The organism is Shinella sp. OV683, assembly GCF_057787725.1.
This window is the reverse complement of sequence record NZ_CM173543.1, coordinates 4002805-4028147: the sequence shown is the minus strand read 5'-3', so window position 1 is coordinate 4028147 and position 25343 is coordinate 4002805. Positions and strand designations below refer to the sequence as shown.

Below are 25343 nucleotides of genomic sequence, written 5' to 3'. Positions count from 1 at the left end.
TATATTCTTGAAGATACAGGCACGCGCTACGCGGACGATGTTCGCTCGTTTTGCTTCAGAAAAATCTCAGAATAACTTCCCTTAAACTAAAGGACATTCAGCATCAGCTGGCCGACATTCTTACCATCCACACAGCTTATGGATGGAGGCAGAAATGTTGGATACTGCAATAGAGACATCCCCGCGTCAGTCACCCCGCCGCCGCGCTATGCTGGTGACGGTTTTCAAATCTCTCTTCACCCGTTGGCATGATCAGCGCGTCACTGACGCCCTGGATGTCAAAGGGTCTTTGACTTACCCCCAGCGCTCCGATCTGGGCTTCGAGAATCCTCCTTTGCGTCCCGTTTCGAAATTTCAGGACTTTGAACTTGATGTCGTGGGGGCGAGGCAACCGTCCGAAGCGCTGCAATACCATCTGGTCCGGGGTTTCTCGTCATGATGACGGGAGAGCTTAGCGGTCTGAGCGTCGGGCTCGCAATGGGGGCGGCTTCAATGATCTCAGTGGGTCCGAACAACCTCATGCTCTTGAGAGAGGGATTTGTCGGCGGACGCAACATCCTCGTGGCTTTTGTTGTTATGTCGAGCTACATTGCGCTGGTGGTAGCTGCACTTTGGCTGGCCTCCACCTCGACGCAAGTTCAAGGCGGGGTCCGCTCGATGCTGTCGTGGGGCGGCTTGGGGGCTTTGACCGTAAGCGGTGTGCCACTCACACCTGGGCGGATAAGCCGGGCACTCGAACCGATCTGGTCGTCCGGCAATTCATCTCAGGCACCCGGCTGCTCGCGCATCGGTCCTCTGGACCAAGAGGAAAAGTCCCTTCTTTCCGTTGACCAACAAGGCTCGATTTTCGATGGGGAGCTGAAAGAGGTAGATGACATTCCCCGCGATCTCGCGGCTCTGGTCGACCAAATCCCAGCTGTTCTCGGCGTTCAACGTGTAAAGACCGTCGTTACCCGCGTTTGCCACCATAACGCCATCCGGAAACTCCGTCGGCGAGTTGTAAACTCGCGAGGGCAAGTCGACAGACATTTGCCTGTCGTGTACCTTGACCAAAGTGCGGAAGGAAGTCTCGACGCCTTCAAAGTTTTCTTCGGTGCTAGCTCCTTGCTGGGCCGGAGGGCGTGTCGGGTCCTCAGGAGGCCACGGCACGATAAGGTTTTGCCCATTCCGCTTCAGGAAGATTCTGCCGTCCGCAGTGACACGAGCGGCCTGAAGGCCTCCAAAACCTTTGTCGAAAATCGTCAAGTTGCCGCTATCGTCCCTCGCGTAGATATAACCTTCGGCGGTGAACAAAAGCAGCTTCAGTTCGGGCAGGTCGAACACTCGTCCCGGCGACTTCCCACCGACGCGCGTATCCCAGTACAGCCGCTTGATCTCCCCAGTGGGCCTGAGCAGATAAAGGCCCGAGTTGTCCGAGATGACCGTGCCTCCGAAACGTGCCACGTACGCCGCTGAAAAAGGATGAACGAACGGCTTTCCGTCGGCCGCGTAGAGGCGCTCGAACTGGGTCTCACCTGGTCGAAGCCTGAAAACTCCGAGTTTCCAGCTCACGCCAATCACGTCTCCTGTCGATGTGTCGGAGGCATACTGGTCTTGATAATGGTTGGGGAAATCACCTCCGAACGGGACGTACGCCCCTGCCGCGTCGATCGTCCATACACCACCACGGTTTAATGGGAAAATAATCGGATGATCCAAGCCACGCACGGCGACGACCTTCGACGTCAGCCGAAACGACTGGTAGATGTCGGCTTTGGTTGGCTCGCCGTGTTTGACTGGAACGAGACATAGCGTCGATGAGTTGCCCGATAAAATACTGGTGGAAATTGCCTGCGTTGGCAGCAGAACCGCGATGATGGCGGCAATGAAGAAGGCTTCTCGACGGCGTATCAATCTGAGCACCTCGGGGTCACAAGCGGCATGCCAGCGTTGTCGCATAAGTCTGGCGGGCGGCGTCCGTCACGCTACACCGGTTGGCATCACACGCCATGGGCATAATTTACTTATGGTTGATGCAAGGAATAGTCGACGATCGCGCGACGAAAGCCGGAGAGGGTCAAAAAAGAGCGATCTGCGCAGATGTCGACAAAAATAAGGACTCGGTATCAAATGCCACCAGCCGTACAGCGTTATGGCAACTATGGGGCCGACAGCGGTCATTGGCGGAAGCATGCGATAGCATTCTTGTTGGCATCCACGCAAGAAGCGTTTCCCACGGATCAACATATCGAGCGCCTGAAGGCTTGTTGTCGGTTTTCTCGCAATAGATCGAAGCGCAGACTCTTCGATGCCTCCAACCAGACGCGTTACAATCCGACGCGCGATCACAGCATCGATTTGGGTTAGTTCCTCGACCGGGCATTCGAATTGCTCGACCCACATCTGTTTACAAGTCGAAGCATGTGTCAGCGACACCGATATCCGGCATCGGGACTCGATCACCCCGAAATTTCTCTCCGCGAGGTATTCGGCTCCAAGTCGATCACCAACAATGTTGGGAGGCGGCCGATTGGACGGCGGGAATTGAGACGTCGACGCTCTTGCGATGACCGCCATCGTCTTGAAACCTGCTAATCCGTGGATGATCTCTTCGACGATGCCATCGATCAGTACAGGATCGAGATCGCCTTGGGCGGAGAACGGAAGAACCGCCAGGGTCTGTTCATGATGCGAGTGGCCACCGCCGTCACCGGGCCTGGTGTTGGTCGTATCGGGAGCGGCATTGGTCGTGCCGTCAGGTTCGACCAGAATGTACCCCCGTTTATAAACATTCTTGTTCAGCCGTTGATTCATATCGCCCAGAACGACACGAAGATCGCGGATGCACTGGGTGAGAGAATCCTCCGATACGATGACATCAGGCCAAACTATGCTGAGCAGTTCGTCCTTGGAAACAACGCGCCCGCAGTTGTTGGAGAGATGAATTAGTAGGCTCAACGTTTTGGGTCGAACATCCACCAGTCTGCCATCGCTGGTTAGCGTGCCTCGATTGAGATCAAGAATGCATGATCCGATCCGACGTGTTGCATCCTCGTTCATCTTCAATCTGCTCCTTGGAAGCTTCGAGATAGTCTAGCCTTCCTGCGCTAAGACGAAAGGACCATCGCGTATCCCACGCAGCATTCCATATCGCGGGATTGACGATCTTTTGAACCTCGGTCATTTTCGATGGAACCAGGATTGTCACGATGTCCAATCAAGCCACATCGCAAATCCACGCTTTCGGACGCTTCCAGTTTGACCGGGAGCGAGGATTGTTGCTGGAACAGGGTATTCCGGTAAGTTTGCGGCCTAAAGCAATGCTGCTACTGACGACTCTTCTGGAGAAGTCAGGCACTGTAGTTTCCAAGGGTGACCTGATGGAAACCCTTTGGCCAAATGTGTATGTCGGCGAAGATTCCCTGACACAGGCGGTCCGGGACCTGCGCAAGACGATCAGCACGACGGCGCTGTTATAAAGACCGTTCCAAAGCGTGGATATATGTTCGCAACGGCAACGAAAAATTCGCCAACTTTCGAGCCGGAGCCGAAGGTCGCAGTCCTTCGATTTTCAAACCTCGGGCCTGAATCCGACACGCCAATTGTTGACGGCATTGCGGAAGATATTCTGAACGCCCTCGCGAAGTTCGGCACCTTCGGTGTTCTCGGCCGGAATACCAGCTTTTCCTTGGGAACTTCAGAACTTTCTGACGAAAACAACATCGCAAGGCGGGCCGGTGCCAGATATTACGTCAGCGGTAGCGTCAGGGTTGGAGAACGCCTGACAGTTTCAGTCAGTCTGTTAAACGTGCAATCCGGTGACGTTCTGTGGAATGATCGCTTTTCGGCAAGCGGACCAGACATTTTCGAAGTTGTCGAACAGGTTGCGCTCCGCGTCGTCAACAGGCTCGTTGCACGCTTGGCCGACGTCACGATCACAAAGGCTTCCCCGGTTCCTACTAAAAACCTGGCTGCCTATGAGCTTCTTCTCAGGGGACTTGCAAAGCTGCGGGGTTATGCCGATGGAGATAATGAAGCTGCCCGAGATTACTTCTTGCGTGCTTTGGAGAGCGACGCCGAGTACGCAATAGCGCACGCCCATCTCGCACTTACCGAGGTGGTGATAGCGGGCTATTCTCGTGCGGGACCGACGGTGATACAGGAGGCTACCAAGCGGGCGCAGCACGCTGTTACGCTGCGGCCTGAAGAGCCGCGATGCCAACGAATACTCGGCCTGATATCGGCGATTGCCCGTCGTTTTGAAGCCGCAGAACATCATATCCGGATTTCTTTGAGCCTTAACCCTTACGATGCAAACACAATCTGCGACCTTGGCTATCTGCTAACGGTTCGCGGGCGAGCATCGGACGGGATTGCGGCAATCGAAAGGGCGATTGCCATAAACCCGGTTCACCCATCCTGGTATTTTGACGACCTTTCACTTGCGCAATATTCGGCTGGCCAATACGCGGAAGCTGCTGCGACAATCAGAAAAATCCAGGATGTACCGCTTTGGATGATGCCCCGCTTAGCGGCCGCCTATGCGCAGGCCGCGCAAATTGACCGGGCAAATGAGGTGATTGAAGATATCTTGTCCCAGTCCCCCAATTTTTCCTTTGCGAATTTCGCCCAAGAAGTGGCGTTCGAGCATGAAGCCGACCTCAAACGGCTGGAACAAGGTCTGTCGCTTGCGCTGGATGCGTGGAGAGATCGAGCCTCGCCGTCTTAACCAGGCCGTTCTCGATCTGCTCAGCGACCAGTTCCTGCAATCTCCATAGATTTCGGTCTCGAATCTTCAATTGTTCCAAATGATAGACAGTTTGATAGAGATACTCCGCTCCGGAGCCAATATGGCCGCATGCGGACGAGAGCGCTTCCGCGATTTTCTCAAGAGATTGTTTGGGTGCGAGATACTCACCTCCTGGATTAACCCAGAAACACAGTGCCGTAAGTTGATTGCCGCCAATGGTGCAATTAATCCAGCGAACGAAGTTCAAGCCTGCATGGTCATCGACCTCTCTCGTTAAAAGATCGACCAGAGTGTTGTGCTGGTTATGGTCTGGCAGCCGATATGCGATGCCACGACATTTGCCGCCGGGACGTAGCCCCATCATCAGCCCTGGCTGAGCAGGGCTTCCGCGCCATCGAGTAAGCGGAATACAGAACGACCGATGAAATCCGCAGGCAATTGCTGGCCTCGTCTCAACAGCTTCAAAAGTCGGTTTCCAGATCAGCGAGCCGTATGCAAAAACCCATAATGCCTGATCTCTCCGCTGGCCCGTCAGGCGTTCGGCGGTCGCCGCGAAATCGGCCTCAGTAAGGAGATTTGTAGCGGAGTCAGGGCCTGGATCAGCCTCCGCTCTCATAGTCCGGGCCACCAGTATAGGTGTGAGCTTCAAATGAGTTTCTCCGTCGATCTACGTTCGGTAGAGATAACCCCATAGGGTTACGTGAATCCTGAAGGAAAAATGATGTTACTCTGAAAGCTGTTGTTTGGGTGCAGAGAAACTCGCCGAGGCAATGGGCGGGCGGTTCGTCTACCAGACTTTGCTCCACACGTAAAAGTCTACGTCACTTCAAGCTTATCGCAATCCTCTGCATGCCGTTCGTGAGATGATCTGTGAACCATCCCTCAACTGGAATTTCCACGAGGTTGTGCCATGATGGTTCCGCTTATAGGGAGTTGCCGCGTCAACGATTGCTCTTGATTGCATCAATGTAAGCGGCGGAGCCAAAGTGTGAAAGACCGATTGATTTGGCAATGCAAAGCGTTGTCATCGGCCTAATTGAGATTTGTCGATCATCGTATACCGAGCAGGCGACGGCGTTACTCAGCATAACTCTGAGCGCTTCATTTGTTGCGCACCATATCAGTCGCAATCTTACCCGCCGTTCGGAGCGGCAGTAGCATTCTCATACTCTCTTCTTTGTACAGCATGCAAATCAGCGGAACAAAAAGGAGGATATTACAATGCCAACAGGTAGCCAGAAACTAGCGGTCCTTCTCTGCAAATTTGACGATACGGCGGACATCGAGCCGGAACCCGTCGACTATTTCACTGATCTGTTCGTGACCAAAGGAACAGGTGGTCTGAACGACTATTGGACAGATGCCTCGCTTGGCGGGATCAATCTGGACACGACGGAGGTCTTCGGATGGCGGACGTTTCAACAAAGTAAGGACGATTTTCTCAGCACCAGGCCTGACCGGTGGAGCAAGATTCAGGGAGCCATAGATGCTTTTGGCATCGATACCAGCGAGTTCGATGGATTTGTCGCCTTGTACAACGTGAGTGTGGGCGATGGCGGCAATGCTGGTAGCGGAGTGCTTGGCGGACCCGGAGACTACAATGTGACATTTCTCGCTCATGAAACAGGGCACGTTTTCGGCCTCGATCACTCATATGATCAGTCGACGCGCAAGACCAACACCTGGTCCGCGCCCGGTGAATACTGGGACCAGTACGACATCATGAGCGCCATGAATGTGTTCTCCCACAATCACCCACGCTTTGGTCAGCGCGGGCCTTTGCTTTGCGCGCCCAATTTAGACAGGATGGCTTGGCTCCCGCGTTCGAGAGTGTGGACCAAGCCCAACAACGGCAGTTTTTCGGAATGTATCGACCTGGTTCCTCTGGGCCACCCGGAGATTCCGGGTTACCTCGCGGCACAAATTGGCCAGTTCTATATTGAACTGCGCATTCCAGACCGGTGGGATGCCGGAATTCCGCAGAGAGCGAGCGTGCTTATTCACTCCCTGTATGGCAGCAACGCAAAAGTAATCGCATCGGATGCTGCAAACTTTGTGAATGACTGGCAGGCGGGCCAAACGTTCGGGCCGCCGCAGTTGGAGATGGTTATCGCAGGAGGTACTCGCATCCAAATCGCCAATATCGACCCCATTAACATGAGGGCTCGAATCTGTATTACCCATCAAGTGGGACGCGATGACAAGGAAGGCGTCTTGTTTGTTGGGAGGCTTGCTGTCGGGGATGGATGGGTCTTGCTGAAGGATGTGCTCTTCAGAATACCGCCGAAAGGAGGACCGCTTCGAGAACTGCTCGACCAAGCAGTCCAGATCGGCTCTCAAGGCATGCGCAGCGATGTCGCGAGGAGCGGACTGTCAGACGATATTGAGTCTATCGCAAAGTTAATCGCGGCGGCAGAGAGAGGGAGCACCTAGGGCTCATCTACGATGAAACAGTCAACTTTAAACGAAGACGGCGCTGCCGTCTCGTAAAAGCATCTCTGCTCTGCATCGCGTTTCTCGCTCATCGGCTCCGATTTCGCCTACGGCCTGCCCTTTTTCGAACAAGTGTATCAGCCTCTGTGCAAAGGTCGCTCAGAAATCCTGCCAATAGCCGCGTTTGGAAGAGCGCATACTGATCGCAAAGCAACCGACAAACCCATCGTGTGCCAGACGGTTGAAAAGCTCCTCTTCAGGGGCCGTGTCGTCAATGACTCAGCCATTGTGACACGAAACCTGGGATTCGTGACTTTTCTAAGCAGGCGTCTCAGCGCGTGGGAATATCAATCTGCAAGAATGTCGCGGTTAATCTCGCTGATGTTGCGCTTGCCGCACAGCGCCATGGTGATGTCCATCTCGCGCTGGATGATTTCCAGCACCCGCGTGACGCCCGCCTTGCCGCCGGCACCGAGGCCGTAGAGGAACGGCCGGCCGATATAGGTGCCCTTGGCGCCGAGCGCGACCGCCTTCAGCACGTCCTGGCCGGAACGGATGCCGCCATCGACATGCACCTCGATCTTGTCACCAACGGCATCGACGATCCTCGGCAGCATCGAGATGGAGGAATGCGCGCCATCGAGCTGACGGCCGCCATGGTTCGACACGATCACGGCATCGGCGCCGCTGTCGGCCGCGGCGCGCGCATCTTCGACATCCAGCACACCCTTGAGAATCAGCGGATCGCCCCACTTTTCCTTGATCCAGGCCACGTCCTTCCAGGAAAGCTGCGGGTCGAACTGCTCGGCGGTCCAGGCGGATAGCGACGAAAGATCCGATACATTCTTGGCGTGGCCAGCGATGTTGCGGAAGGTACGGCGCTGGGTCTGCAGCATTTCCAGACACCAGAACGGTCGCGTCGCCATCTGCCAGATATGCTTGGGCGTGAATTTCGGCGGCGCAGACAAGCCGTTGCGGATGTCCTTGTGGCGCTGGCCGAGGATCTGCAGGTCGAGCGTCAGCACCAGCGCCGAGCATTTCGCCGCCTTGGCGCGGTTGATGAGGTTCTCGACGAACTCGCGGTCCTTCATCACATAGAGCTGGAACCAGAACGGCTTCTTGGTGACCGAAGCGACATCTTCGATCGAGCAGATGCTCATGGTCGACAGCGTAAACGGCACGCCGAACTCTTCCGCCGCCCGTGCCGCCAGCATCTCGCCATCGGCATGCTGCATGCCGGTCAAGCCGGTAGGCGAAAGCGCCACGGGCATCGACACTTTCTGGCCGATCATTGTCGACTCGAGTGACCGGCCGGTCATGTCGACCAGCACGCGCTGGCGAAGCTTGATCTTGGCGTAATCGTCCTCGTTGGCCCGATAAGTGCTCTCGGTCCAGGCGCCGCTGTCGGCATAATCGAAGAACATCTTCGGCACCCGCCTGCGCGCGCGTTCCTTCATTTCGGCGATGGTGAGGACCGATTTCATATCTCTGCTTCCTATCGAGTCTTGTGGCCCGCCATCTGGCGCGGTGCCGTTCTGGGATGGTGTGAGTTCGTGGCCCATCGGCGCAAGCGCAATGGCGCGGCTGGTATCAAGGCTGACGGCCTCTTCGAAGAGCATGTCGCGGGCAGGCGTATCAGCATTCACGTCATCGATTTTCACGGTCGATTTCATGTCTGTGCTCCTTTTGCGCTTCTCTTGTCCGGCGATGGGCCGGGCTTGGTTGCCTCTCTCTGGATTTTCCTCAAATTGGCGACTTGCTGCCTTTCCTGCGAAAGCAAGGCATCTGTGGCCGATACTGCCACATAGTCGATATGCGCTTCTGCCGCCTGCCTCGCGGCGGCGGGATCGCCCGCGACGATCGCCGCAACGATGGCTTCATGCTGGGCCAGCAGCTTTTCGCGCGCGCCCGGCAGATCGAAGATCAGCCGGCGATGATGGAAGATCCCCTCGCTCAACAGCCGGTAACAGGCGCGCAGCGTGTGCATGAGAATGAGATTGTGCGCGGCTTCGCCGATGGCATTGTGCAGGTCGACGTCGGCGTCCATTTCACCGTCGAAATCGCCGCTTTCATGCACCGTCTTCATCTCGGCGATAATTGCGGCCAGCCTTTCGCGATCGGCAGGCGTTGCGCGGCGCGCCGCAAGCTCCGAGGCGTGCCCTTCAAGCTCGCGCCTATACTCCAGATAGTCACGCGTGGCCCGCTCATGGCGGGAGACGAGCTGGGCGACAGGCTTGGAAAACACTTGGCCGATGAGATCGGCAACATAGGTACCGCCGCCGTGGCGGCTGACGATCAGCTGCCGGTTTTCGAGCTCCTTCAGCGCATCGCGCAGCACGGGCCGTGATATGTCGAGCTTCTCGGCCAACTCCCGCTCGCTCGGCAGCCGGTCGCCACTCGAAAGCACACCGTCGAGCAACAGCAATTCGATCTGCTGCACGGCCTCGTCGGCCGTCCGCATATGATCGATCCCCTGGAACAGCTCTTCGCCCATCGTCATCTCCTGCGACAGTTTTTAGCAGGAAATGGAAAAGTGGTCAATTTATTTGTCCACTTGTTGGATTGGCGTCGATCCTTGCAGATTTAACATCCATATTAAAATTGCATGGTTGTTATCGATCCTTCCGCCAATCCTACGGATTTTTCCGCTAATCCTGCGGCAAAGCGCCGCTTTTCTTTTGCCATGTTCTTCGCCAGACTATGCTCGGGGAACTCGGGCCAATCGCGCTCGCTAAAATTCGCTCTGGGGGCAGTGCATATGGGCAATCGTGCCTTTTCTTTTCCGCAAGCGCCGGATCGGGCGCGGGCACTGGGTGAAATTCACGCTCGGCCCTATGTGCTGGTCACGGCGCCGCGTGTCATCATCCAGCTGGCCTTCATGATGGATGGCGGCTCGGGTGTCGACCATGCTGTCATGGCGGAGATGTCGCGGCAGCGTGGTGTCACGCCTCCCGGACGCGATGCGCGCCACCATGCGATGGCTTGGGGACCGGGTACTTTGCGCTGGGAGCAACATACCGAATTCTCGACCTGGTTCTGGGATGGGCCACTGCCGGACAAGTTCGGCGGCGAGGTGATCTCGCATCCCTTTGGCGATGGCTTCCAGCCGCCGGGATCGCTGATCTCCGGCATCAGGCTGGAAATCCGCCCGGATGGACCTGAAGTGGAAACGGCAATCGCCGCCTTCGATCCCGCCAGCCTCTGTTACAGCCAGGTCAAGGATGGCCAGGCGCTGATCTACACCGACTTCCGTCAGAACGGCGATGGCCTGACGCAGATCCTCGTCGTTGACCGCGGCATGACGCAACTCGGCACCGGCGCGCTGGTTCAACGTTTGCTGGAGATCGAGACCTATCGGACGCTGGCGATGCTCGGGCTGCCGCTGGCGCAGACGTTGTCGCCGGAAATCCGCCGCATCGAGGACGGTCTGACGGCGATCACCCAGAAGATGAAGTCGGAAGCCCGCGAAGAAGCCGATAAGATGCTATCGGAAATCACTCGCATGGCTGCCGATCTGGAAGCCAATGCAGCGCTGGCGCTTTATCGCTTTGGTGCGTCGCGTGCCTATTACGGTATCGTCCAGGAACGCATCAAGACGCTCGCCGAAACCTCCATGCCGGGCTTCGAAACGCTGGGCGCCTTCCTCGAACGGCGGCTGGCGCCGGCGATGCGCACCTGCCAATCGGTGGAGGAGCGGCAGGCCAACCTGTCGCGCAAGCTGACCCGCGCCAATGCTCTGGTGCGCAGTTGGATCGATGTCGAGCTGGAGCGCCAGAATGGCGCGCTGCTGGGGGCGATGAACCGCCGAGCCGAGATGCAGCTTCGCTTGCAACAGACGGTCGAAGGCCTGTCGGTGGCCGCGATTTCCTATTATGTGGTGGGGCTGTTCGGCTATCTGGCGAAGTCGTTGAGCCATTTCCTGCCGCTTGACCCCGGTACGCTCACCGGCTTTTTCGTGCCTGTCGCCGTGCTGGCCGTCTGGTATGTTGTGCGCCGAATCCGTAAGGGTCACGATAGCGGCTGAGGCGGCTCAGGGGATTGTTCGGCGGCATGGCAAAAAAGGTGAAGGCGAGGCTCGACGCCAAGGGCCTGACGGGGCTCGGGATCGAGAAGCTCGTCGATATACTGCTTGAGGAGTCCGTCGCCAACAAGGCGCTGAAGGCCCGGTTGCAAGCCGCGCTCGCAGGTATCTCGGGGCCGGAAGACATCATCCTCCTGATCGACAGACGGCTTGATGCGCTCGAGACGGCGCGGACCTCGATCAACAGCGCGCGGGCGCGTGACCTCACGGTCGAACTCGCTGCCTTCATCCGCAACATCCAGTCGGAGCTCGGCAGCATCGATCAGTTCGCGGCTTTCGAACGGCTGATGCGCGTCATGGCCTTGCGCACAGCGATTGAGCACCGCCTCAAGTCTGACAGCGCCCGGCTGATGAAAGTGTTTTCCGATCTTGAAACTGTGATCGCCGAGCTTGTGCCGACGCTGCCGGAAGAGGCACAGGCGAACGCTGTTGCGATCTTGGAGAAAGAGCGAAAGCGAGATCGCTACGGCGAGCGCAGCGAATTCTTCGGTGTCGTGCTTTGCGGCATCGCCAAACCAGCCGCCGATGTCTGGCAGGCGGTTCTCGAAGGCCAGTTGCAAGCGGGCGAGACCGGGCCGTTCCTGTCGCGACTGCTGCAGCGGCTTTATCTCAGGAACGGTGATCTCGACGCCTATATCGCTCTGGAAAAAGCGAGGCCGGACAACCGTCAGGATAGTTTTGCCGTCGCCGCGATGCTCCATCAGGCCGGGCGGCTCGGCGAAGCACTCGACTGGGCGCGCAAGAAGACGACGGGAATTCGCACGCTGCCAGTCAATGGCGTCGCCACCAGCGTCGGGCCGGATTACCAGGCGCGGGAACGCAGGCTGCTTGAGGCCGAAATTCTTGATGGGTTGAAGCAACGTGATGCAGCCCAGGCGATCCGTTGGCAGGAATTCCTCAAGACACTCGATGCGTCGATCCTGCGTCGCTACATCGCCAAGCTCGACGATTTCGCCGAGTTCGACGAACTCGACAAGGCGTTTGCTGCCGCGCTGGAAAGCCAGGAGATCTATGCGGCGCTGGATTTTCTGGTCGAATGGCCAAGGCTTGATCTCGCAGCCGGACATGTGCGGAAACATGCCAAGAAATGGGATGGACGGGAATACGAGTATCTCATGCCTGCAGCCGATGCGCTTGTCAGCAACGACCCCGTCGCCGCGACCATTCTCTATCGTGCCTTGCTTAACGCCATCCTGATCCCCAGCAATGGCGAAGCCTATCCGCATGCCGCGCGCTACTTCACAGCACTTGCAGACTTGTCATCCCTACTGCCGGAGCAACTGCCGTTCGAGGCCCACTCGACTTTCGTCGACGATATAAGACGGCGGCATGGGCGGAAGCATTCGTTTTGGGAACTGCTGCCTGCGCAACTTCGCTAGGTTTCCCAATAGGGCTCCGGCCCATAGAGATCGGCCAGGAAATCGATGAACACGCGCACCTTGGCGGCCAGGAATTGCCGCGAGGGATAGACGGCATAAAGCCCGACACTGGCCGAGCCCTCCCATTGCGGCAGCACCCGCACTAACTGCCCCGACCTCAGCTCCGGTCCGATATCCCAGGTCGAGCGCAGCGCGATGCCGAGACCGGCCAGCACCGTTTCGCGGATCACCTCGCTGGAATTGGTGGCAAGCGGCCCCTCCGGCTTCAATGTCACCGGACCGTCCGGCCCGATCAGTTGCCAATGGGCATTGTTGTGGGCGGCAATGCAGACATGTTTTTCCAGATCGGCAATCGCCGTCGGCATGCCATTCGCCCGTACATAGTCGGCACTGGCGCAAAGGACGCGCTTCACCGGCGCCAGCCTGCGGGCAACGAGGCTGGAATCACCGAGTTCGGCGATGCGGATCGCCACGTCGAAGCCCTCGGCAACGATATCCTGGAACTCGTCGGTGAGTATGAGTTGGACCCGCAGCGCCGGATAGAGATCGAAAAAGGCCTTGAGATGCGGGGCGATATGCATGCGGCCGAAGGACGTCGGCGCCGAGATCTTCAGCCTCCCGCGCACCTCGCCGGATTTTCCGGAAACGAAAGCCTCGGCGTCCTCCAGCCCTGCGAGTGCCGCCACCACGCGCTCATGAAAGCCTTCGCCTGCCTCGGTGAGCGATATCTGCCGCGTCGTGCGCTGGAAGAGCCGTGTGCCCAGCCGTTCTTCGAGTCGTTTGATGCGCTTGGAGATGATCGCCGGCTGAAGTCCGAGTTCGCGGCCCGCCGCCGACATTGAGCCGCTCGCGACCACACGCGCAAAAATTTCCAGATCCGCGAGATTTGCCATGCCGCCCCTTGCTCTAAAGTGGCATAATCAATGCAGATTTGTTCCTGTTCATGCAAGAGTGTTGAGCCGAGAAAAAGAGACGCAAGGATAGGCACAAGGGGATATAATCATTGACGAAACAGGCCGGATCAGGAAACTGGCTGATACGAGGGAGGCAGAGACATGAATGAAGCACTGGCGTTCCTGCCGCCCGACGCGAGGGTTCTCGCTCGCCGCGACATCATCATAGCTGATCTCAGCGAACTGGTCGGTCCGGAGGGTATCGTCTCCGATGCTTTCGAGCTGGTGCCTTTCGAGACCGATGGCTTCATTGCCGTTCGCAACCTGCCGCTCGCCGTCGCCCTGCCGCGCACCACGGCGGAGGTCTCCGAACTGCTCAAATATTGCGCCCGCTACGACATCCCCGTTGTGCCGCGTGGGGCAGGGACCTCGCTTTCCGGTGGAGCGATCCCCCAGGCGGATGCGCTGGTCATCGCGCTCACCCGAATGAACCGCATCTTGGAGGTCGATTTCGAAAACCGTGCTGCGGTCGTTCAGGCCGGGGTTACCAATCTGGCGATATCCGATGCGGTGGCCGCCGACGGCTTCTTCTATGCGCCCGATCCCAGCTCGCAGCTCGCCTGTACGATCGGCGGCAATGTCGGCATGAATTCCGGCGGCGCCCACTGCCTGAAATACGGTGTCACCACCAACAATCTGCTGGGTGTCAAGCTGGTGTTGTTCGATGGCACCATCATTGATCTAGGCGGCAAGGCTCTGGATGCGAGCGGCCTTGATATGCTCGGCGTCGTCTGTGGCTCGGAAGGCCAGCTTGGCATCGTCACCGAGGCAACAGTGCGGTTGCTTGCCAAGCCGGAAGGTGTCAGGCCGGTGCTGTTCGGCTTCGAGACGGCGGAAGGCGCAAGCGCCTGCGTGTCCGATATCATCGGCGCCGGCGTCATTCCTGTCGCCATCGAATTCATGGACAAGCCGGCAATCGAGATCTGCGAGGCCTTCGCTCATGCCGGCTATCCCATGGATGTCGAGGCGCTGCTGATTGTCGAGGTCGAGGGTTCCGAGACCGAGATGGACATGATGCTCAAGGGCATCATCGACATCGCCCGCCGCCACGGTGTCAAGGCCATCAAGGAAAGCCAGTCGGCCATGGAGGCTGCCGCCATCTGGAAAGGCCGCAAATCCGCCTTTGGTGCTACCGGCCGCATTGCCGACTATATCTGCATGGACGGCACCGTGCCGCTATCGGAGCTGACGGCAGTGCTGAAAGGCACCTACGAAATCTGCGAGCGTCATGGCCTGCGCGTCGCCAATGTCTTCCACGCCGGCGATGGCAACATGCATCCGCTGATCCTCTACAACATCAACGATCCCCTTGAGTCCGCCGCCGCCGAGGCCGCGGGCAACGATATCCTGCGGCTCTGCGTCGATCACGGCGGCTGCCTGACCGGCGAGCACGGCGTCGGCATCGAAAAGCGCGACCTGATGCGGCACCAATACTCGGAAGCCGATCTTGCCCAGCAGATGCGGCTGCGCGCGGCGTTTGATCCGAAATGGATATTGAACCCGTCCAAGGTGTTCCCGCTTGAAGGGCGGACGGCGGGATGAGAGCAAAACACTCCCTCATTCCTGTGCTTGTCACAGGAATCCAGCCGGCTTGCGTCGGCAAGCCGAAAAGGTTCTTTGCATCTCACACGTTGCAAGCGGCAATTACGCCGGTCCTCAAGGCTTCCTTCGTGGCGCGGACGCGCCACTGCTGGATTCCTGTGACAAGCACAGGAATGAGGGAGTTTGTGGAAGGGGCAATGCCATGCTAACCCCCCATACCGAATCCGAAGCCGCCGACCTCATCCGCGCCGCCTCCGCTGCAAATACATCCATCGAAATCATCGGTTCCGGCACCAAACGTGGTCTCGGCAAGCCAGTCGAGGCGCAGGAGACACTGTCTTCCTCCGCTCTCGCCGGCATCACATCCTATAACCCCGCCGAAATGGTGATCTCGGCCAGATCCGGCACACTTCTCTCGACCATCACCGCAGCGCTCGATGAAAACCGCCAGATGTTGGCTTTCGAGCCGCCCGACTACCGCGGCATTCTCGGCACGGAAGGCGAGGCGACGATCGGCGGTCTGTTTGCCTGCAACCTGTCCGGCCCCCGGCGCTTCCAGGCCGGCGCGGCGCGTGATCATCTGCTCGGCGTTCGTTTCGTCAATGGCCACAACGACGTGGTCAAGGCCGGCGGCCGGGTGATGAAGAATGTCACCGGCCTCGACCTCGTCAAGCTGATGGCCGGATCGTTCGGCACGCTCGGTTTCATGACCGAACTCACCTTCAAGGTCTTGCCGAGACCCGAGACGTCGGCGACCGTCGTCATGTCGGGCCTCGATGACGAGGACTCCAGCTGGGCGATGTCGCACGCGCTGTCGAAATCCGTGGAAGTCTCGGGTGCCGCACATTTGCCGGACAGCTGCAAATGGCGTTTTCTGGGCAATCGGTTGCCGGAGGGTGCAGCCACAGTGCTGCGGCTCGAAGGTCTTGCTTTTTCAGTTGCGGAACGGGTGGAAAGGCTGAAGGCCCTTCTCAAGGGCGCGCCGGTGACGGTGCTTGCACAGGACGAGAGCACCGCGCTCTGGCAAGAGATTGCCGACGTCAAACCTTTCCATGCCGATGGCAGGAACCGGCCATTGTGGAAAATCTCGGTTCCTCCGACCTCGGGCCATCAATTGCTGTCGGCGCTACGCATGGAAACCGGCGTTGACGGCTATTATGACTGGCAGGGCGGGCTGCTCTGGCTGCGGATGGAGGCCGAACCGGAAGCCGAGATGCTGCGCGACATGATCCGCCATTTCGGCGGCGGCCACGCGACGCTGGTTGCCGCGACCGATGAACAGCGTAAAACCGTCCCGGTATTCGAGCCTGCACCAGTCGCCGTGGCGGCATTGAACGCCCGCATCCGGGAAAAATTCGACCCGGCGAGCATCTTCAATCCGGGGCGGATGGGGTAACACATGCAAACCAATTTTTCCCCCGCGCAACTCACCGATCCGAAGACTGCCGAAGCCGAAGGCATTCTGCGCAAATGCGTCCATTGCGGCTTCTGCACGGCGACCTGTCCCACCTATGTGACGCTCGGTAACGAACTCGATAGCCCGCGCGGCCGCATCTATCTCATCAAGGACATGCTGGAGAACGATCGGCCGGCGGACGAGAAGGTGGCGCTGCACATCGATCGCTGTCTGTCCTGCCTTGCCTGCGTGACGACCTGTCCGTCCGGCGTCGATTACATGCATCTGATCGACCACGCCCGCATCCATGTCGAAAAGACCTACAAGCGGCCGCCGATGAAGCGGCTGCAGCGGGCGCTGCTGGCTTTCTTCATGCCTTCGGCCAGCCGGTTCCGTTTCGCCATGACGCTTGCCAAGCTCGGTCGGCCCTTCGCCCCGCTCATGAAGCGCGTGCCGGCGTTCAAGGCTTTCGGAGCCATGGTCGAGCTTGCCCCGCGCTCGCTGCCGCCGAAGTCGCGGTTTTCCGAACCTGGCACCTTTCCAGCCAAGGGCGCCAGAAAGAAGCGCGTGGCCATGCTGACTGGCTGCGTCCAGCCGGTCATCGATCCCGGCATCAACGAAGCCTCGATCGAGTTGCTCACCAATCTCGGCATCGAGGTGGTGCTGCCCAAGGGGGAGGCCTGCTGCGGCTCGTTGCGCCATCATATGGGCCATGAGCAGCCGGCGCTCGCCTCGGCCCGCAACAACATCGACGCGTGGATCGCAGAAATGGATGGAGCCGGCCTCGATGCGATCGTCATCACGGCGTCGGGCTGCGGCAACACGATCAAGGACTACGCCCACATGTTCAAGGCCGACCCCGCATATGCCGAAAAGGCAAAACGCGTTTCGGCGATCGCGCGCGACGTGGCGGAATATGTCGATGGCCTCGATCTGCCTGAACAGCCCTCCAAGGGTCTGGTCGTCGCCTATCATGCGGCCTGTTCGCTGCAACATGGCCAGCGTATCACGGTCCAGCCCAAGGCGCTGCTGCGCAAGGCGGGTTTTACGGTGCGCGATCCGGCGGAGGGGCATCTCTGTTGCGGCTCCGCCGGCACCTACAACATGCTGCAATCCGATATCGCGGACCAGCTCAAGGCCCGCAAGGTGAAGAATATTGAGGCGCTCAAGCCGGATATCATTGCCGCCGGCAATCTTGGCTGCCTTACCCAGATCGGCACCTCGACGAACATCCCGGCCGTGCATACGATCGAGCTTCTCAATTGGGCCTATGGCGGCAAGAAGCCTGCAAAGTTGAATTAATTGCGCGTGTCGCACGTGTTACCGGCAATCACTTCGATTGAACGGGACGTGAAGATGAAATCGTCACTGACATATTGCGCGCTGGCGCTGGGCATCGCCTGCATTCCACTAAAGGCATCAGCGACCGGCAATCTCGATTGCATGATCAATGACGAGAATCTCGATTTCACCTTCGAGTCGCTGTTCAGCTACTCCGGCAGCAGCCCGCTGTTTCAATCAAAGGTCAGCTTCGAATCCAAGCATCCCCAAACTTTCGCGTCGCTGAAGAAGCTGGAAATGGACGCTCTGCCGGTGATCCAGCAATGGTTCGAAGGCAAGGATCTCCGACTGCAGTTCTACAAGGAGACCGAGGGCGACGACGTGCCCTTTGCGGCCGTGAAACTGACGATCCAAACCGTCGTCGGTGAGGACGGGAACAGCTACAGCGGCACATACAAGCTCGAGATCACGCCCGCCGTCGTGCCCGGCAAGGAGAGCGAAGTCATCAAGATCGAGGGGCCGGCATCCTGCTCGGCCGGCTGAGGAGATCAAGTGATGAAGTATCTGGCCGCAGCCATTTTCGGGGCAGGGCTCCTTGCCACGCCACTGCATGCCTTTGCTACCGGCGGCGTCTGGTGCGACGTCGAGGATAAGAACGTCAAGTTCCATTTCAAGGCATCCCAGGCCCGCGACGGCACAGGTGGCTGGTGGGGTATCGAGGGCGGAGTGGAGAGCCTGAACACGACGCTGCCGACGGATATCGCCAAGTTCACTATCAAGGACGAGAATCTTACCGAGCGCTGGTGGGATGGCGATGACGTGCGGCTCATCGTGCAGAAGAACAATGCCGACAATCAGCCGTGGGCCAGCATCCGCGTGACCGTGCTCGCCAAGGCTTACGAGGAAGCCACCTACCGCGGGCCTTACACGCTTGAAATATGGAATGCGGACGGGAGCCATATCACCAGGACGGGCGTTGTCGAATGTTCTGCGGACTAACGAATGTCGAGCCTGTTCCCGTGGAAACAGCGCGGGCAGTGTGGGTGTGGGAAAAAGGTTTCAACGGATGGAAATGACCATCCAGACAAATGAAACCAGAAGCAAATCAAATCACTCCGAGGAGAACTCAAATGAAAAAGTACATCATCGCTGCCGTTGCCGCAGTCGTCGCCACCGTATCGCTGTCGTCCGTTGCCGAAGCCGGCTGGCGCCGCCATCATGGCTGGTATGGCCATCACCACTACTGGGGCGGCCCGCGCATCGTCATCCGCCCGGCCTACTACAACGACTATTGCTTCATCAAGAAGGTCCGCCGCTACGACGATTGGGGCAACGTCTACATCAAGCGCGTTCGCATCTGCGGCTGATGTCTACCCCTTCGCATACCTGACCATCCGGCGCTTCCCCTGCAACCCGGATGGTCAGCGCTCTGATCCTCCCCAGAACTCGCCCGGTTCCTCCAGAACCGGGCTTTTTCATTCAGGTCTCAGAAATGATAGGATACGCCGAGATTGAGGGCATGCGTCAGGATGTTGGTCTTCAGCTGGTCGCCAGAGTCGATGTCGACATTGACGCGGGAATAATTGAGCTTGTATTCGCTGAAGGCAGAGATGTGATTGGTGAATTTGTAGTCGATGCCGGCCATCAGCTGGCCTGTGACGCCGCCGACCTGGTAATTCCAGGTCTTGCCGGAAGGACGGATGACCTCGACATGTGGCACGTTGGCACCGACGCCGATGCCGAGATAAGGCGTCCAGGCGCGATCGGGTGACTTGAAGCGATAAAGCACGTTGGCGGTGACGAGATTCAGCCCATCGGTGAATTCGAAATGCGTCCAACCGGGAGTCTTGGTCTTGAGCGTTTCCTTGTCGGCATAGACCTTGCTGTGGCTGTAATCGAGCGCCAGGCCGATATTGTCGTAGCCGAAATCCTCCAGCCAATAGGTTCCGCGAACACCCCAGTAGGGCGGCATGGAGAAGGATTTGCCCTGCCAGCCACTGACGAATTCGGTGCCGTCGGTCACGGTAACCGTGCTGTGGGGTGCGGTCTGATAACCGCCGTAAACAGACAGGACAGGATCGGCAGATGCACTCTGGGCGGCAAACAGAAACGGCGCGACGGCAAGCGCACCCAAAGATAGAATACGACGCATGACGTTGCTTTCCCCTTCTCCAGTTTCGAAGCCGCCCGATATGGACGTCTATTGATACAGCCATGTGTCAGGCTGCCGAATCGAAATTGGCCCCAATTAGAATCGTAGTAAAAAAGGCTCCGGACGCAAGCGCCGGAGCCCCGATATCATCGTAAAATTTACCTCAGTCGAAAGACGAGAACAACGTGCGGAAGTAGTCCACGCCGTGGTCGGCAAATTGCACGTTGCCCTGGCGATTGCCGGGGCCGACGACGATCACCTTGGCACCGAGTCGGGCCTTGTCGTAGAGGTTCTCGACATCCTTGTTCATCATGCGGATGCAGCCGGACGACATGTTGAGGCCGATCGACCAAGGCTGGTTGGTGCCATGGATTCGGAAGCCCGAATCGTTGCGGCCCTTGTAGAGGTAGAGTGCGCGTGCGCCGAGCGGGTTGTCGATGCCGCCTTCCTGATAGTCGGGCAGCATGTGACCCTTGGCGGCTTCGCGGCGGATCATTTCCTTCGGCGGTGTCCAGCCCGGCCATTCGGCCTTGCGCTGCACTTTGACGACACCCGACCAGCCAAAGCCTTCGCGGCCGACGCCGATGCCGTAGCGCGTCGCCTTGTTGTTGCCCTCGACATAGTAGAGAAACTTGTTGTTGGTATCGACGATGATCGTGCCCGGCCTTTCGTTGGTCACGAGCTTGACGACCCGGCGCTTGAACTTCGCGGCGACCGGCTTCTGGATGGCAACCAGCGTGACGTCGCTCTGGACCGCGCCGGCGGGTGCATTGGAATTGGTGAATGCGCTCGCGTCCTGCACGGTGATAAAACCGGTTGCAGCAATGACGCCGGCAGCGATGACGTGTTTCAGTCCGAGCATGCGGAGATCCCCTCAAATCGATATCGACCGAAACTACCGGCTTTGCCGATAATTTCAAGAACGCTTACGTTTCAGACGCCCCAAGCAATCACTCACATTGACGTGAAATCGCGATTTTGCTCCGACTTGTTGGCTGGTGTCACATTACGATCACACGTGTGCCCACGTTGACACGCTCGTATAGATCGACGACGTCCTGGTTGCGCATGCGAATGCAGCCCGAGGAAACGGCATACCCGATCGTCCAGGGCGCGTTGGTACCGTGGATCCGGTAGAGCGAGGAGCCAAGATACATGGCGCGCGCGCCGAGCGGGTTGGCTTCGCCGCCTTCCATATGGTCGGGAAGGTAATGTCCCTTGGCGGCCTCGCGGCTGATCATTTCTTTCGGCGGCGTCCATTCCGGCCATTCCGACTTGCGGGTGATCTTGTGGGAGCCGGCCCACTCGAAGCCCGGCTTGCCGACGCCGACGCCATAGCGCCGTGCCTTGCCATCGCCGAGGACGAGGTAGAGGAAGCGGTTGTTGGTGTCGATCACGATCGTGCCAGCTTTCTGCTCGGTCGGATATTCGACCATCTGCGGCAGATATTGCGGGTCGATCTTGCTGTAATCCTGCTGCTGCTCGGTGCTATAAGAGACCTGCTGAACCTGCGACTGGTCGGCCTGCTGGCGCTGGCGGGCGAGGCGGCGCTGCAGGCGATAATCCTGAACCTTTTGTATCCGGCGGACGACCACCGGGCGCACCGGACCGGCCAACTGAGTGACCCACTGGCCGGCCACGCCGGACTCGATCAGCACCGGCCGCACGACCTTGTAGCGATCGTCGGCATGGGCCGATGTCGCGAGCACCAGAACGCTGGAAGCAAGAAGAAGCAATCTTTTCATCATCGGGCCTACTCTATACTTGGGAGCCTGAATACTTGGGGAGCCTGAAGTCATGAACTGACCTTGCACGCGGATCGGCAAGCGAATGGTAAACGATCGTTCATTAAACCCCGCGGCAAAAGGGAAACCTTTTGTCAGGGTTACTGCCAGGTTTGGAAATACGGTTAGGCAATGGTAAATCCGGGCGGAGCGAGAAAAGTGAATTGGATTCGGCATGAGCGACAGCGGTTTGATCACCAGCGATGACGGCAAGACGCGCTGCTTCTGGCACGGCGGATTAGAGGACTACCAGCGCTACCACGACGAGGAATGGGGCTATCCCGTCCACGATGACCGCCGGCTGTTCGAGAAGATCTGCCTCGAGGGTTTTCAGTCCGGCCTTTCCTGGCTGACGATCCTGCGCAAGCGCGAGAATTTTCGCGCCGGATTTGCCAATTTCGAGATCGACAAGGTCGCGGCTTTCGACGACGGCGATATCGAGCGGTTGCTCGGCGACAAGGGCATCGTCCGTCATCGCGGCAAGATCGTCTCGACGATCAACAACGCCAGGCGGGCGATTGAACTGAGACAGGAATTCGGCACGCTCGACGCCTTTTTCTGGAAACATGCACCGCTGCCGGGCGAGCGGCCCGACCTGATCGACCTCACCTGGCTGCGCGCCAATCCGGTGTCGCCGGCCTCGACACGCCTTTCCAAGGACCTGAAGAAACGTGGCTGGAGCTTCGTCGGTCCGACGACGGTCTATGCTTTCATGCAGGCGATGGGGCTGGTCAACGACCACCTCGAGGGCTGTTTCTGCCGTGCCAAAGCGCTTGACATGAAGTAAGATAGAGCCATGCAATGGCAGGACGAGGCGATCATTCTGGGCATAAGGCGGCATGGCGAAACCAGCGTCATCGCCGAGGTGATGACCCGTGGCCGTGGCCGCCATCTCGGACTGGTGCGCAATGGCCGCTCGCGGACCATGCAGCCAGTGCTGCAGCCCGGCAATCTGGTCGAAGTGACCTGGCGCGCGAGGCTCGACGAGCATCTCGGCAATTTCTCCCTCGAACCGCTGAATTTCCGCGCCGCGGTGCTGATGGAAAATGCCGCCAGCCTGCACGGCGTCCAGGCGTTGGCGGCGCTTCTCAGGCTGCTGCCGGAGCGCGACCCGCATCCACATCTCTTCGACATGCTCAACATCGTGCTCGATCACCTGAACGAGCCGACCGGCGCCGGTGAGCTTTACGTGCGCTTCGAGCTTGCCGTGCTCAACGATCTCGGCTTCGGCCTTGACCTCTTGGAATGCGCCGCCACGGGCTCGCGCGAACAGCTGGAATATGTCTCGCCGAAATCCGGCCGCGCCGTCAGCCGGGAAGCGGGACTTCCCTACAAGGACAAGCTCTTTCACCTGCCGGAATTTTTGCGTGACACCTCGCACGAGGCAGCCAACCGCGACAGCCTGATAGAGGCTTTCCGTCTGACCCGCTATTTTCTCGACCGCCACGTCTATGGCCCGCGCGGGCTGGAACCGGGCACGGCGCGAGAGGGGTTCATGAGGGCTGTGCTGGATAGTTTGGCGGCCTGATCTCCCCGCCGAAGCGGGGAGAATGGACACAGAGCAAGAGGATCAGGCGATCTTGCCGCCGCCCTGCTTGGTGATAGCCACGACGGATGGACGTGGCTGCATGCCGTCCTTGAAGTCCGGCCAGCGGGTGGCAGGCGTCTCGAAGGTCGGCAGACCAGCGTCACCCGGATGCTGGACAGACACGAAGAACGTGTCCGAGGTCGGGTTGAAGCAGGGACCGCACATCTCAGCACCCACCGGCACGCGGAAGAACAGTTTCGAGGTGCCGCGCAATTCGCCTTCGGTCTCGATTGCCCAGATACCATCCGTGCGACCGGTCTCCTTCTTGTTGTTGCCGTCGGTGGCGACCCAGAGACGGCCTTCGGCGTCGACGGCGCAATTATCCGGCATGCCGAACCAGCCGTTCTTGGTCGTTGAGGTCGAGAAGGATGCGCCGACATCGGCAACCGAAGGATCGCCGCATTTCAACAGCACTTCCCAGGTCGACTTGGTCGAGGCGAAATCGCTGTCGGTCTCGGTGATTTCGATGATGTGGCCGAACTTGTTCTTGGCGCGTGGATTGGCGGCATCGAGCTGCTCGTCCTTGCGCTTGGAGTTGTTGGTCAGCATGCAATAGACCTTGCCGGTCTTCGGGTTGGGCTGCACGTCTTCCGGCCGGTCCATCTTGGTGGCGCCGAGCAGGTCAGATGCCAGGCGGGCATGGATCACCACATCGGCCTGCGAGGCAAAGCCGTTCTCCGCCGTCAACGGTCCCTGGCCGTGGACCAGCGGCATCCACTCCATCGTGCCGTCTTCGCTGAACTTCGCGACATGCAAGGTGCCGTCGTCGAGCAGCTTCATATTGGCGGCGCGGTCGTCCGGGTTGAACTTGCCTGCACTGACGAACTTGTAGACATAGTCGAAGCGTTCGTCGTCACCGCAATAGACGACAACGCGGCCGTCCTTATTGACGATCGACTCGCAGCCTTCATGCTTGAAGCGACCGAGTGCTGTGTGCTTGACCGGCTTGGATGTCGGATCGAATGGATCGACTTCCATCACCCAGCCGAAGCGGTTGGCTTCGTTGGGCTCCTTCTCGATGTCGAAGCGATCGTAGAACTGGCTCCATTTGTATTCGTTGCCGGGAATGCCGAGCCGCTTGTAGGCGGCATATTCCGGATGGCCTTCCTTGAGTTCGCCGGCGAAGTAGTTGTTGATGTTCTCTTCCGACATCAGCCAAGTGCCCCAGGCGGTGACGCCGCCGGCGCAATTGTTGATCGTGCCGAGCACGGCGGTGCCGGTGGGATCGGCCTTGGTCTTCATGCGGTCATGGCCGGCGGCCGGACCGGCAATGCTGATCTCGGTCTTTGAGGTGATGCGGCGATTGAACTTGCCGTCCAGCACCGGTTGCCATTTGCCGTCGACCTTCTTGATTTCGACGATGGTGCCGCCATGCGCGGCCATCTCGATATCCACGAGGTCCTTTGTATGCTCACCCATGATGACGGCGTCTTCTTCCTTGCCGTCGACAGTATGCTTGCCGATCGTTGCCCAGGCGGGGAACATCAGTTCGGCATTGGTATATTCATGATTGACGACCAGCAGGCCGTGGTCGGGATTGCCCTCGAGCGGAATGAAGCCGACATAGTCGTTATTGTAGCCGAACAGCTTTTCCTGGTCGGCGGCGCTCTGCTTCAGCGGGTCGAATTCCGGGCTGTCGGCAAACAACTTGTCGCCCCAGCGCAGCAGCACATCGGCGTCATAGCCGGGCGCGACATGGTGCTTTTCATCGATACCGACTTCGATTTCCTCGAAGTCGAAAGCAGGCTTGGTCGCTGCGCGGGCCTGGTCTGCGGCAATCAGCGCCAGCGGGCTAACGGTCGTGGCGATTGCGGCGACGGCCAGCGAACCGCCGATAAAGCCGCGACGCGAGAAGCGACGGTTGATGATGTCGCCCATGGTCGGGTTGGTGGAACAGTTCGAGCCGTAATCTTCCTTGGCTTCGCGCAGGTCTTGCGGGGTCTGGGAAAAGTCGAGATTGTGGTCATTGGCGAGATGGTCCATGATATCGCTCCTGTGGGGGAAGTTTACCAAAACCTTCTATGC

General features: G+C 58.7%; 24 protein-coding genes. 14 read left to right on the top strand and 10 right to left on the bottom strand.

The window, feature by feature from the left end:
- The first annotated feature begins 154 nt into the window (after positions 1-154).
- Positions 155-439 carry a hypothetical protein gene (locus ACXHRN_RS19530; RefSeq protein ID WP_488637968.1) on the top strand — a complete coding sequence of 95 codons (285 nt, stop codon included), beginning with the start codon at positions 155-157 and terminating at the stop codon, positions 437-439.
- 320 nt (positions 440-759) lie between these two features.
- On the opposite strand, the gene ACXHRN_RS19525 is transcribed toward ACXHRN_RS19530, so the two are convergent.
- Together ACXHRN_RS19525 and ACXHRN_RS19520 are read right to left on the bottom strand one after the other, a co-directional pair.
- Positions 760-1893 carry a hypothetical protein gene (locus tag ACXHRN_RS19525; protein ID WP_488637967.1) on the bottom strand — a complete coding sequence of 378 codons (1134 nt, stop codon included), beginning with the start codon at positions 1891-1893 and terminating at the stop codon, positions 760-762.
- 66 nt (positions 1894-1959) lie between these two features.
- The gene (locus tag ACXHRN_RS19520) at positions 1960-3039 is read right to left on the bottom strand and encodes a winged helix-turn-helix domain-containing protein (protein WP_488637966.1); all 1080 of its coding nucleotides are present in this window, start codon (positions 3037-3039) and stop codon (positions 1960-1962) included.
- A 149-nt stretch (positions 3040-3188) separates the two neighbouring features.
- Here ACXHRN_RS19520 and ACXHRN_RS19515 point away from each other — a divergent pair, with 149 nt between their 5' ends.
- Together ACXHRN_RS19515 and ACXHRN_RS19510 are read left to right on the top strand one after the other, a co-directional pair.
- A complete protein-coding gene (locus ACXHRN_RS19515; protein ID WP_488637965.1) occupies positions 3189-3458 on the top strand; it encodes a winged helix-turn-helix domain-containing protein in 270 nt (89 codons plus the stop codon).
- Between the two features lie 23 nt (positions 3459-3481).
- The gene (locus ACXHRN_RS19510) at positions 3482-4708 is read left to right on the top strand and encodes a tetratricopeptide repeat protein (protein ID WP_488637964.1); all 1227 of its coding nucleotides are present in this window, start codon (positions 3482-3484) and stop codon (positions 4706-4708) included.
- On the opposite strand, the gene ACXHRN_RS19505 is transcribed toward ACXHRN_RS19510, so the two are convergent.
- On the bottom strand, positions 4641-5378 hold the full coding sequence (locus tag ACXHRN_RS19505; protein WP_488637963.1) for a gamma-glutamylcyclotransferase: 738 nt from the start codon (positions 5376-5378) through the stop codon (positions 4641-4643). The genes ACXHRN_RS19510 and ACXHRN_RS19505 overlap by 68 nt on opposite strands.
- Before the next feature lie 572 nt (positions 5379-5950).
- On the opposite strand from ACXHRN_RS19505, the gene ACXHRN_RS19500 reads away from it, so the two are divergent.
- The gene (locus ACXHRN_RS19500; protein ID WP_488637962.1) at positions 5951-7162 is read left to right on the top strand and encodes a reprolysin-like metallopeptidase; all 1212 of its coding nucleotides are present in this window, start codon (positions 5951-5953) and stop codon (positions 7160-7162) included.
- Between the two features lie 347 nt (positions 7163-7509).
- On the opposite strand, the gene ACXHRN_RS19495 is transcribed toward ACXHRN_RS19500, so the two are convergent.
- Both ACXHRN_RS19495 and ACXHRN_RS19490 read right to left on the bottom strand, forming a co-directional pair.
- Positions 7510-8646, bottom strand: a complete 1137-nt coding sequence (locus ACXHRN_RS19495) for an alpha-hydroxy acid oxidase (protein WP_488641951.1) — start codon at positions 8644-8646, stop codon at positions 7510-7512.
- Positions 8647-8831: 185 nt separating this feature from the next.
- The gene (locus ACXHRN_RS19490; protein WP_488637961.1) at positions 8832-9656 is read right to left on the bottom strand and encodes a FadR/GntR family transcriptional regulator; all 825 of its coding nucleotides are present in this window, start codon (positions 9654-9656) and stop codon (positions 8832-8834) included.
- A gap of 264 nt (positions 9657-9920) precedes the next feature.
- Between ACXHRN_RS19490 and ACXHRN_RS19485 the strand changes: the two genes are divergently transcribed.
- Together ACXHRN_RS19485 and ACXHRN_RS19480 are read left to right on the top strand one after the other, a co-directional pair.
- The gene (locus ACXHRN_RS19485) at positions 9921-11186 is read left to right on the top strand and encodes a DUF3422 family protein (protein ID WP_488637960.1); all 1266 of its coding nucleotides are present in this window, start codon (positions 9921-9923) and stop codon (positions 11184-11186) included.
- Between the two features lie 26 nt (positions 11187-11212).
- Positions 11213-12622: a DUF6880 family protein gene (locus ACXHRN_RS19480; RefSeq protein WP_488637959.1), complete on the top strand. Its 1410-nt coding sequence runs from the start codon at positions 11213-11215 to the stop codon at positions 12620-12622.
- On the opposite strand, the gene ACXHRN_RS19475 is transcribed toward ACXHRN_RS19480, so the two are convergent.
- On the bottom strand, positions 12619-13515 hold the full coding sequence (locus tag ACXHRN_RS19475) for a LysR family transcriptional regulator (RefSeq protein ID WP_488637958.1): 897 nt from the start codon (positions 13513-13515) through the stop codon (positions 12619-12621). The two genes, ACXHRN_RS19480 and ACXHRN_RS19475, sit on opposite strands and share 4 nt — an antisense overlap.
- A 162-nt stretch (positions 13516-13677) precedes the next feature.
- Between ACXHRN_RS19475 and ACXHRN_RS19470 the strand changes: the two genes are divergently transcribed.
- The 6 genes from ACXHRN_RS19470 to ACXHRN_RS19445 all read left to right on the top strand — a co-directional run bounded on the left by ACXHRN_RS19470 (position 13678) and on the right by ACXHRN_RS19445 (position 19161).
- Positions 13678-15117, top strand: a complete 1440-nt coding sequence (locus ACXHRN_RS19470; RefSeq protein ID WP_488637957.1) for an FAD-binding oxidoreductase — start codon at positions 13678-13680, stop codon at positions 15115-15117.
- Between the two features lie 202 nt (positions 15118-15319).
- A complete protein-coding gene (glcE, locus tag ACXHRN_RS19465; RefSeq protein WP_488637956.1) occupies positions 15320-16513 on the top strand; it encodes a glycolate oxidase subunit GlcE in 1194 nt (397 codons plus the stop codon).
- Positions 16514-16516: 3 nt separating this feature from the next.
- Positions 16517-17815 carry a glycolate oxidase subunit GlcF gene (gene glcF, locus ACXHRN_RS19460; RefSeq protein WP_488637955.1) on the top strand — a complete coding sequence of 433 codons (1299 nt, stop codon included), beginning with the start codon at positions 16517-16519 and terminating at the stop codon, positions 17813-17815.
- A gap of 54 nt (positions 17816-17869) precedes the next feature.
- Positions 17870-18337, top strand: coding sequence for a hypothetical protein (locus ACXHRN_RS19455; RefSeq protein ID WP_488637954.1), 468 nt, complete (start codon positions 17870-17872; stop codon positions 18335-18337).
- Positions 18338-18349: 12 nt separating this feature from the next.
- Positions 18350-18793, top strand: a complete 444-nt coding sequence (locus tag ACXHRN_RS19450) for a hypothetical protein (protein ID WP_488637953.1) — start codon at positions 18350-18352, stop codon at positions 18791-18793.
- A gap of 131 nt (positions 18794-18924) precedes the next feature.
- Positions 18925-19161 (top strand): hypothetical protein, encoded by a 237-nt coding sequence (locus tag ACXHRN_RS19445; RefSeq protein WP_488637952.1) that lies wholly within the window; start codon positions 18925-18927, stop codon positions 19159-19161.
- Positions 19162-19280: 119 nt separating this feature from the next.
- Here ACXHRN_RS19445 and ACXHRN_RS19440 read toward each other — a convergent pair whose 3' ends face one another.
- From ACXHRN_RS19440 to ACXHRN_RS19430, 3 genes are all read right to left on the bottom strand, one after another.
- A complete protein-coding gene (locus ACXHRN_RS19440; protein WP_488637951.1) occupies positions 19281-19946 on the bottom strand; it encodes an outer membrane protein in 666 nt (221 codons plus the stop codon).
- A gap of 163 nt (positions 19947-20109) precedes the next feature.
- A complete protein-coding gene (locus ACXHRN_RS19435; protein ID WP_488637950.1) occupies positions 20110-20808 on the bottom strand; it encodes a L,D-transpeptidase in 699 nt (232 codons plus the stop codon).
- A 139-nt stretch (positions 20809-20947) separates the two neighbouring features.
- Positions 20948-21694 carry a L,D-transpeptidase gene (locus tag ACXHRN_RS19430; protein ID WP_488637949.1) on the bottom strand — a complete coding sequence of 249 codons (747 nt, stop codon included), beginning with the start codon at positions 21692-21694 and terminating at the stop codon, positions 20948-20950.
- Positions 21695-21905: 211 nt separating this feature from the next.
- Here ACXHRN_RS19430 and ACXHRN_RS19425 point away from each other — a divergent pair, with 211 nt between their 5' ends.
- Positions 21906-22517: a DNA-3-methyladenine glycosylase I gene (locus ACXHRN_RS19425; protein WP_488637948.1), complete on the top strand. Its 612-nt coding sequence runs from the start codon at positions 21906-21908 to the stop codon at positions 22515-22517.
- Positions 22518-22526: 9 nt separating this feature from the next.
- On the top strand, positions 22527-23258 hold the full coding sequence (gene recO / locus ACXHRN_RS19420; RefSeq protein ID WP_488637947.1) for a DNA repair protein RecO: 732 nt from the start codon (positions 22527-22529) through the stop codon (positions 23256-23258).
- Between the two features lie 42 nt (positions 23259-23300).
- Here the strand turns inward: recO and ACXHRN_RS19415 are convergent, their stop codons facing one another.
- Positions 23301-25301, bottom strand: coding sequence for a PhoX family protein (locus ACXHRN_RS19415; protein WP_488637946.1), 2001 nt, complete (start codon positions 25299-25301; stop codon positions 23301-23303).
- Positions 25302-25343: the final 42 nt, after the last annotated feature.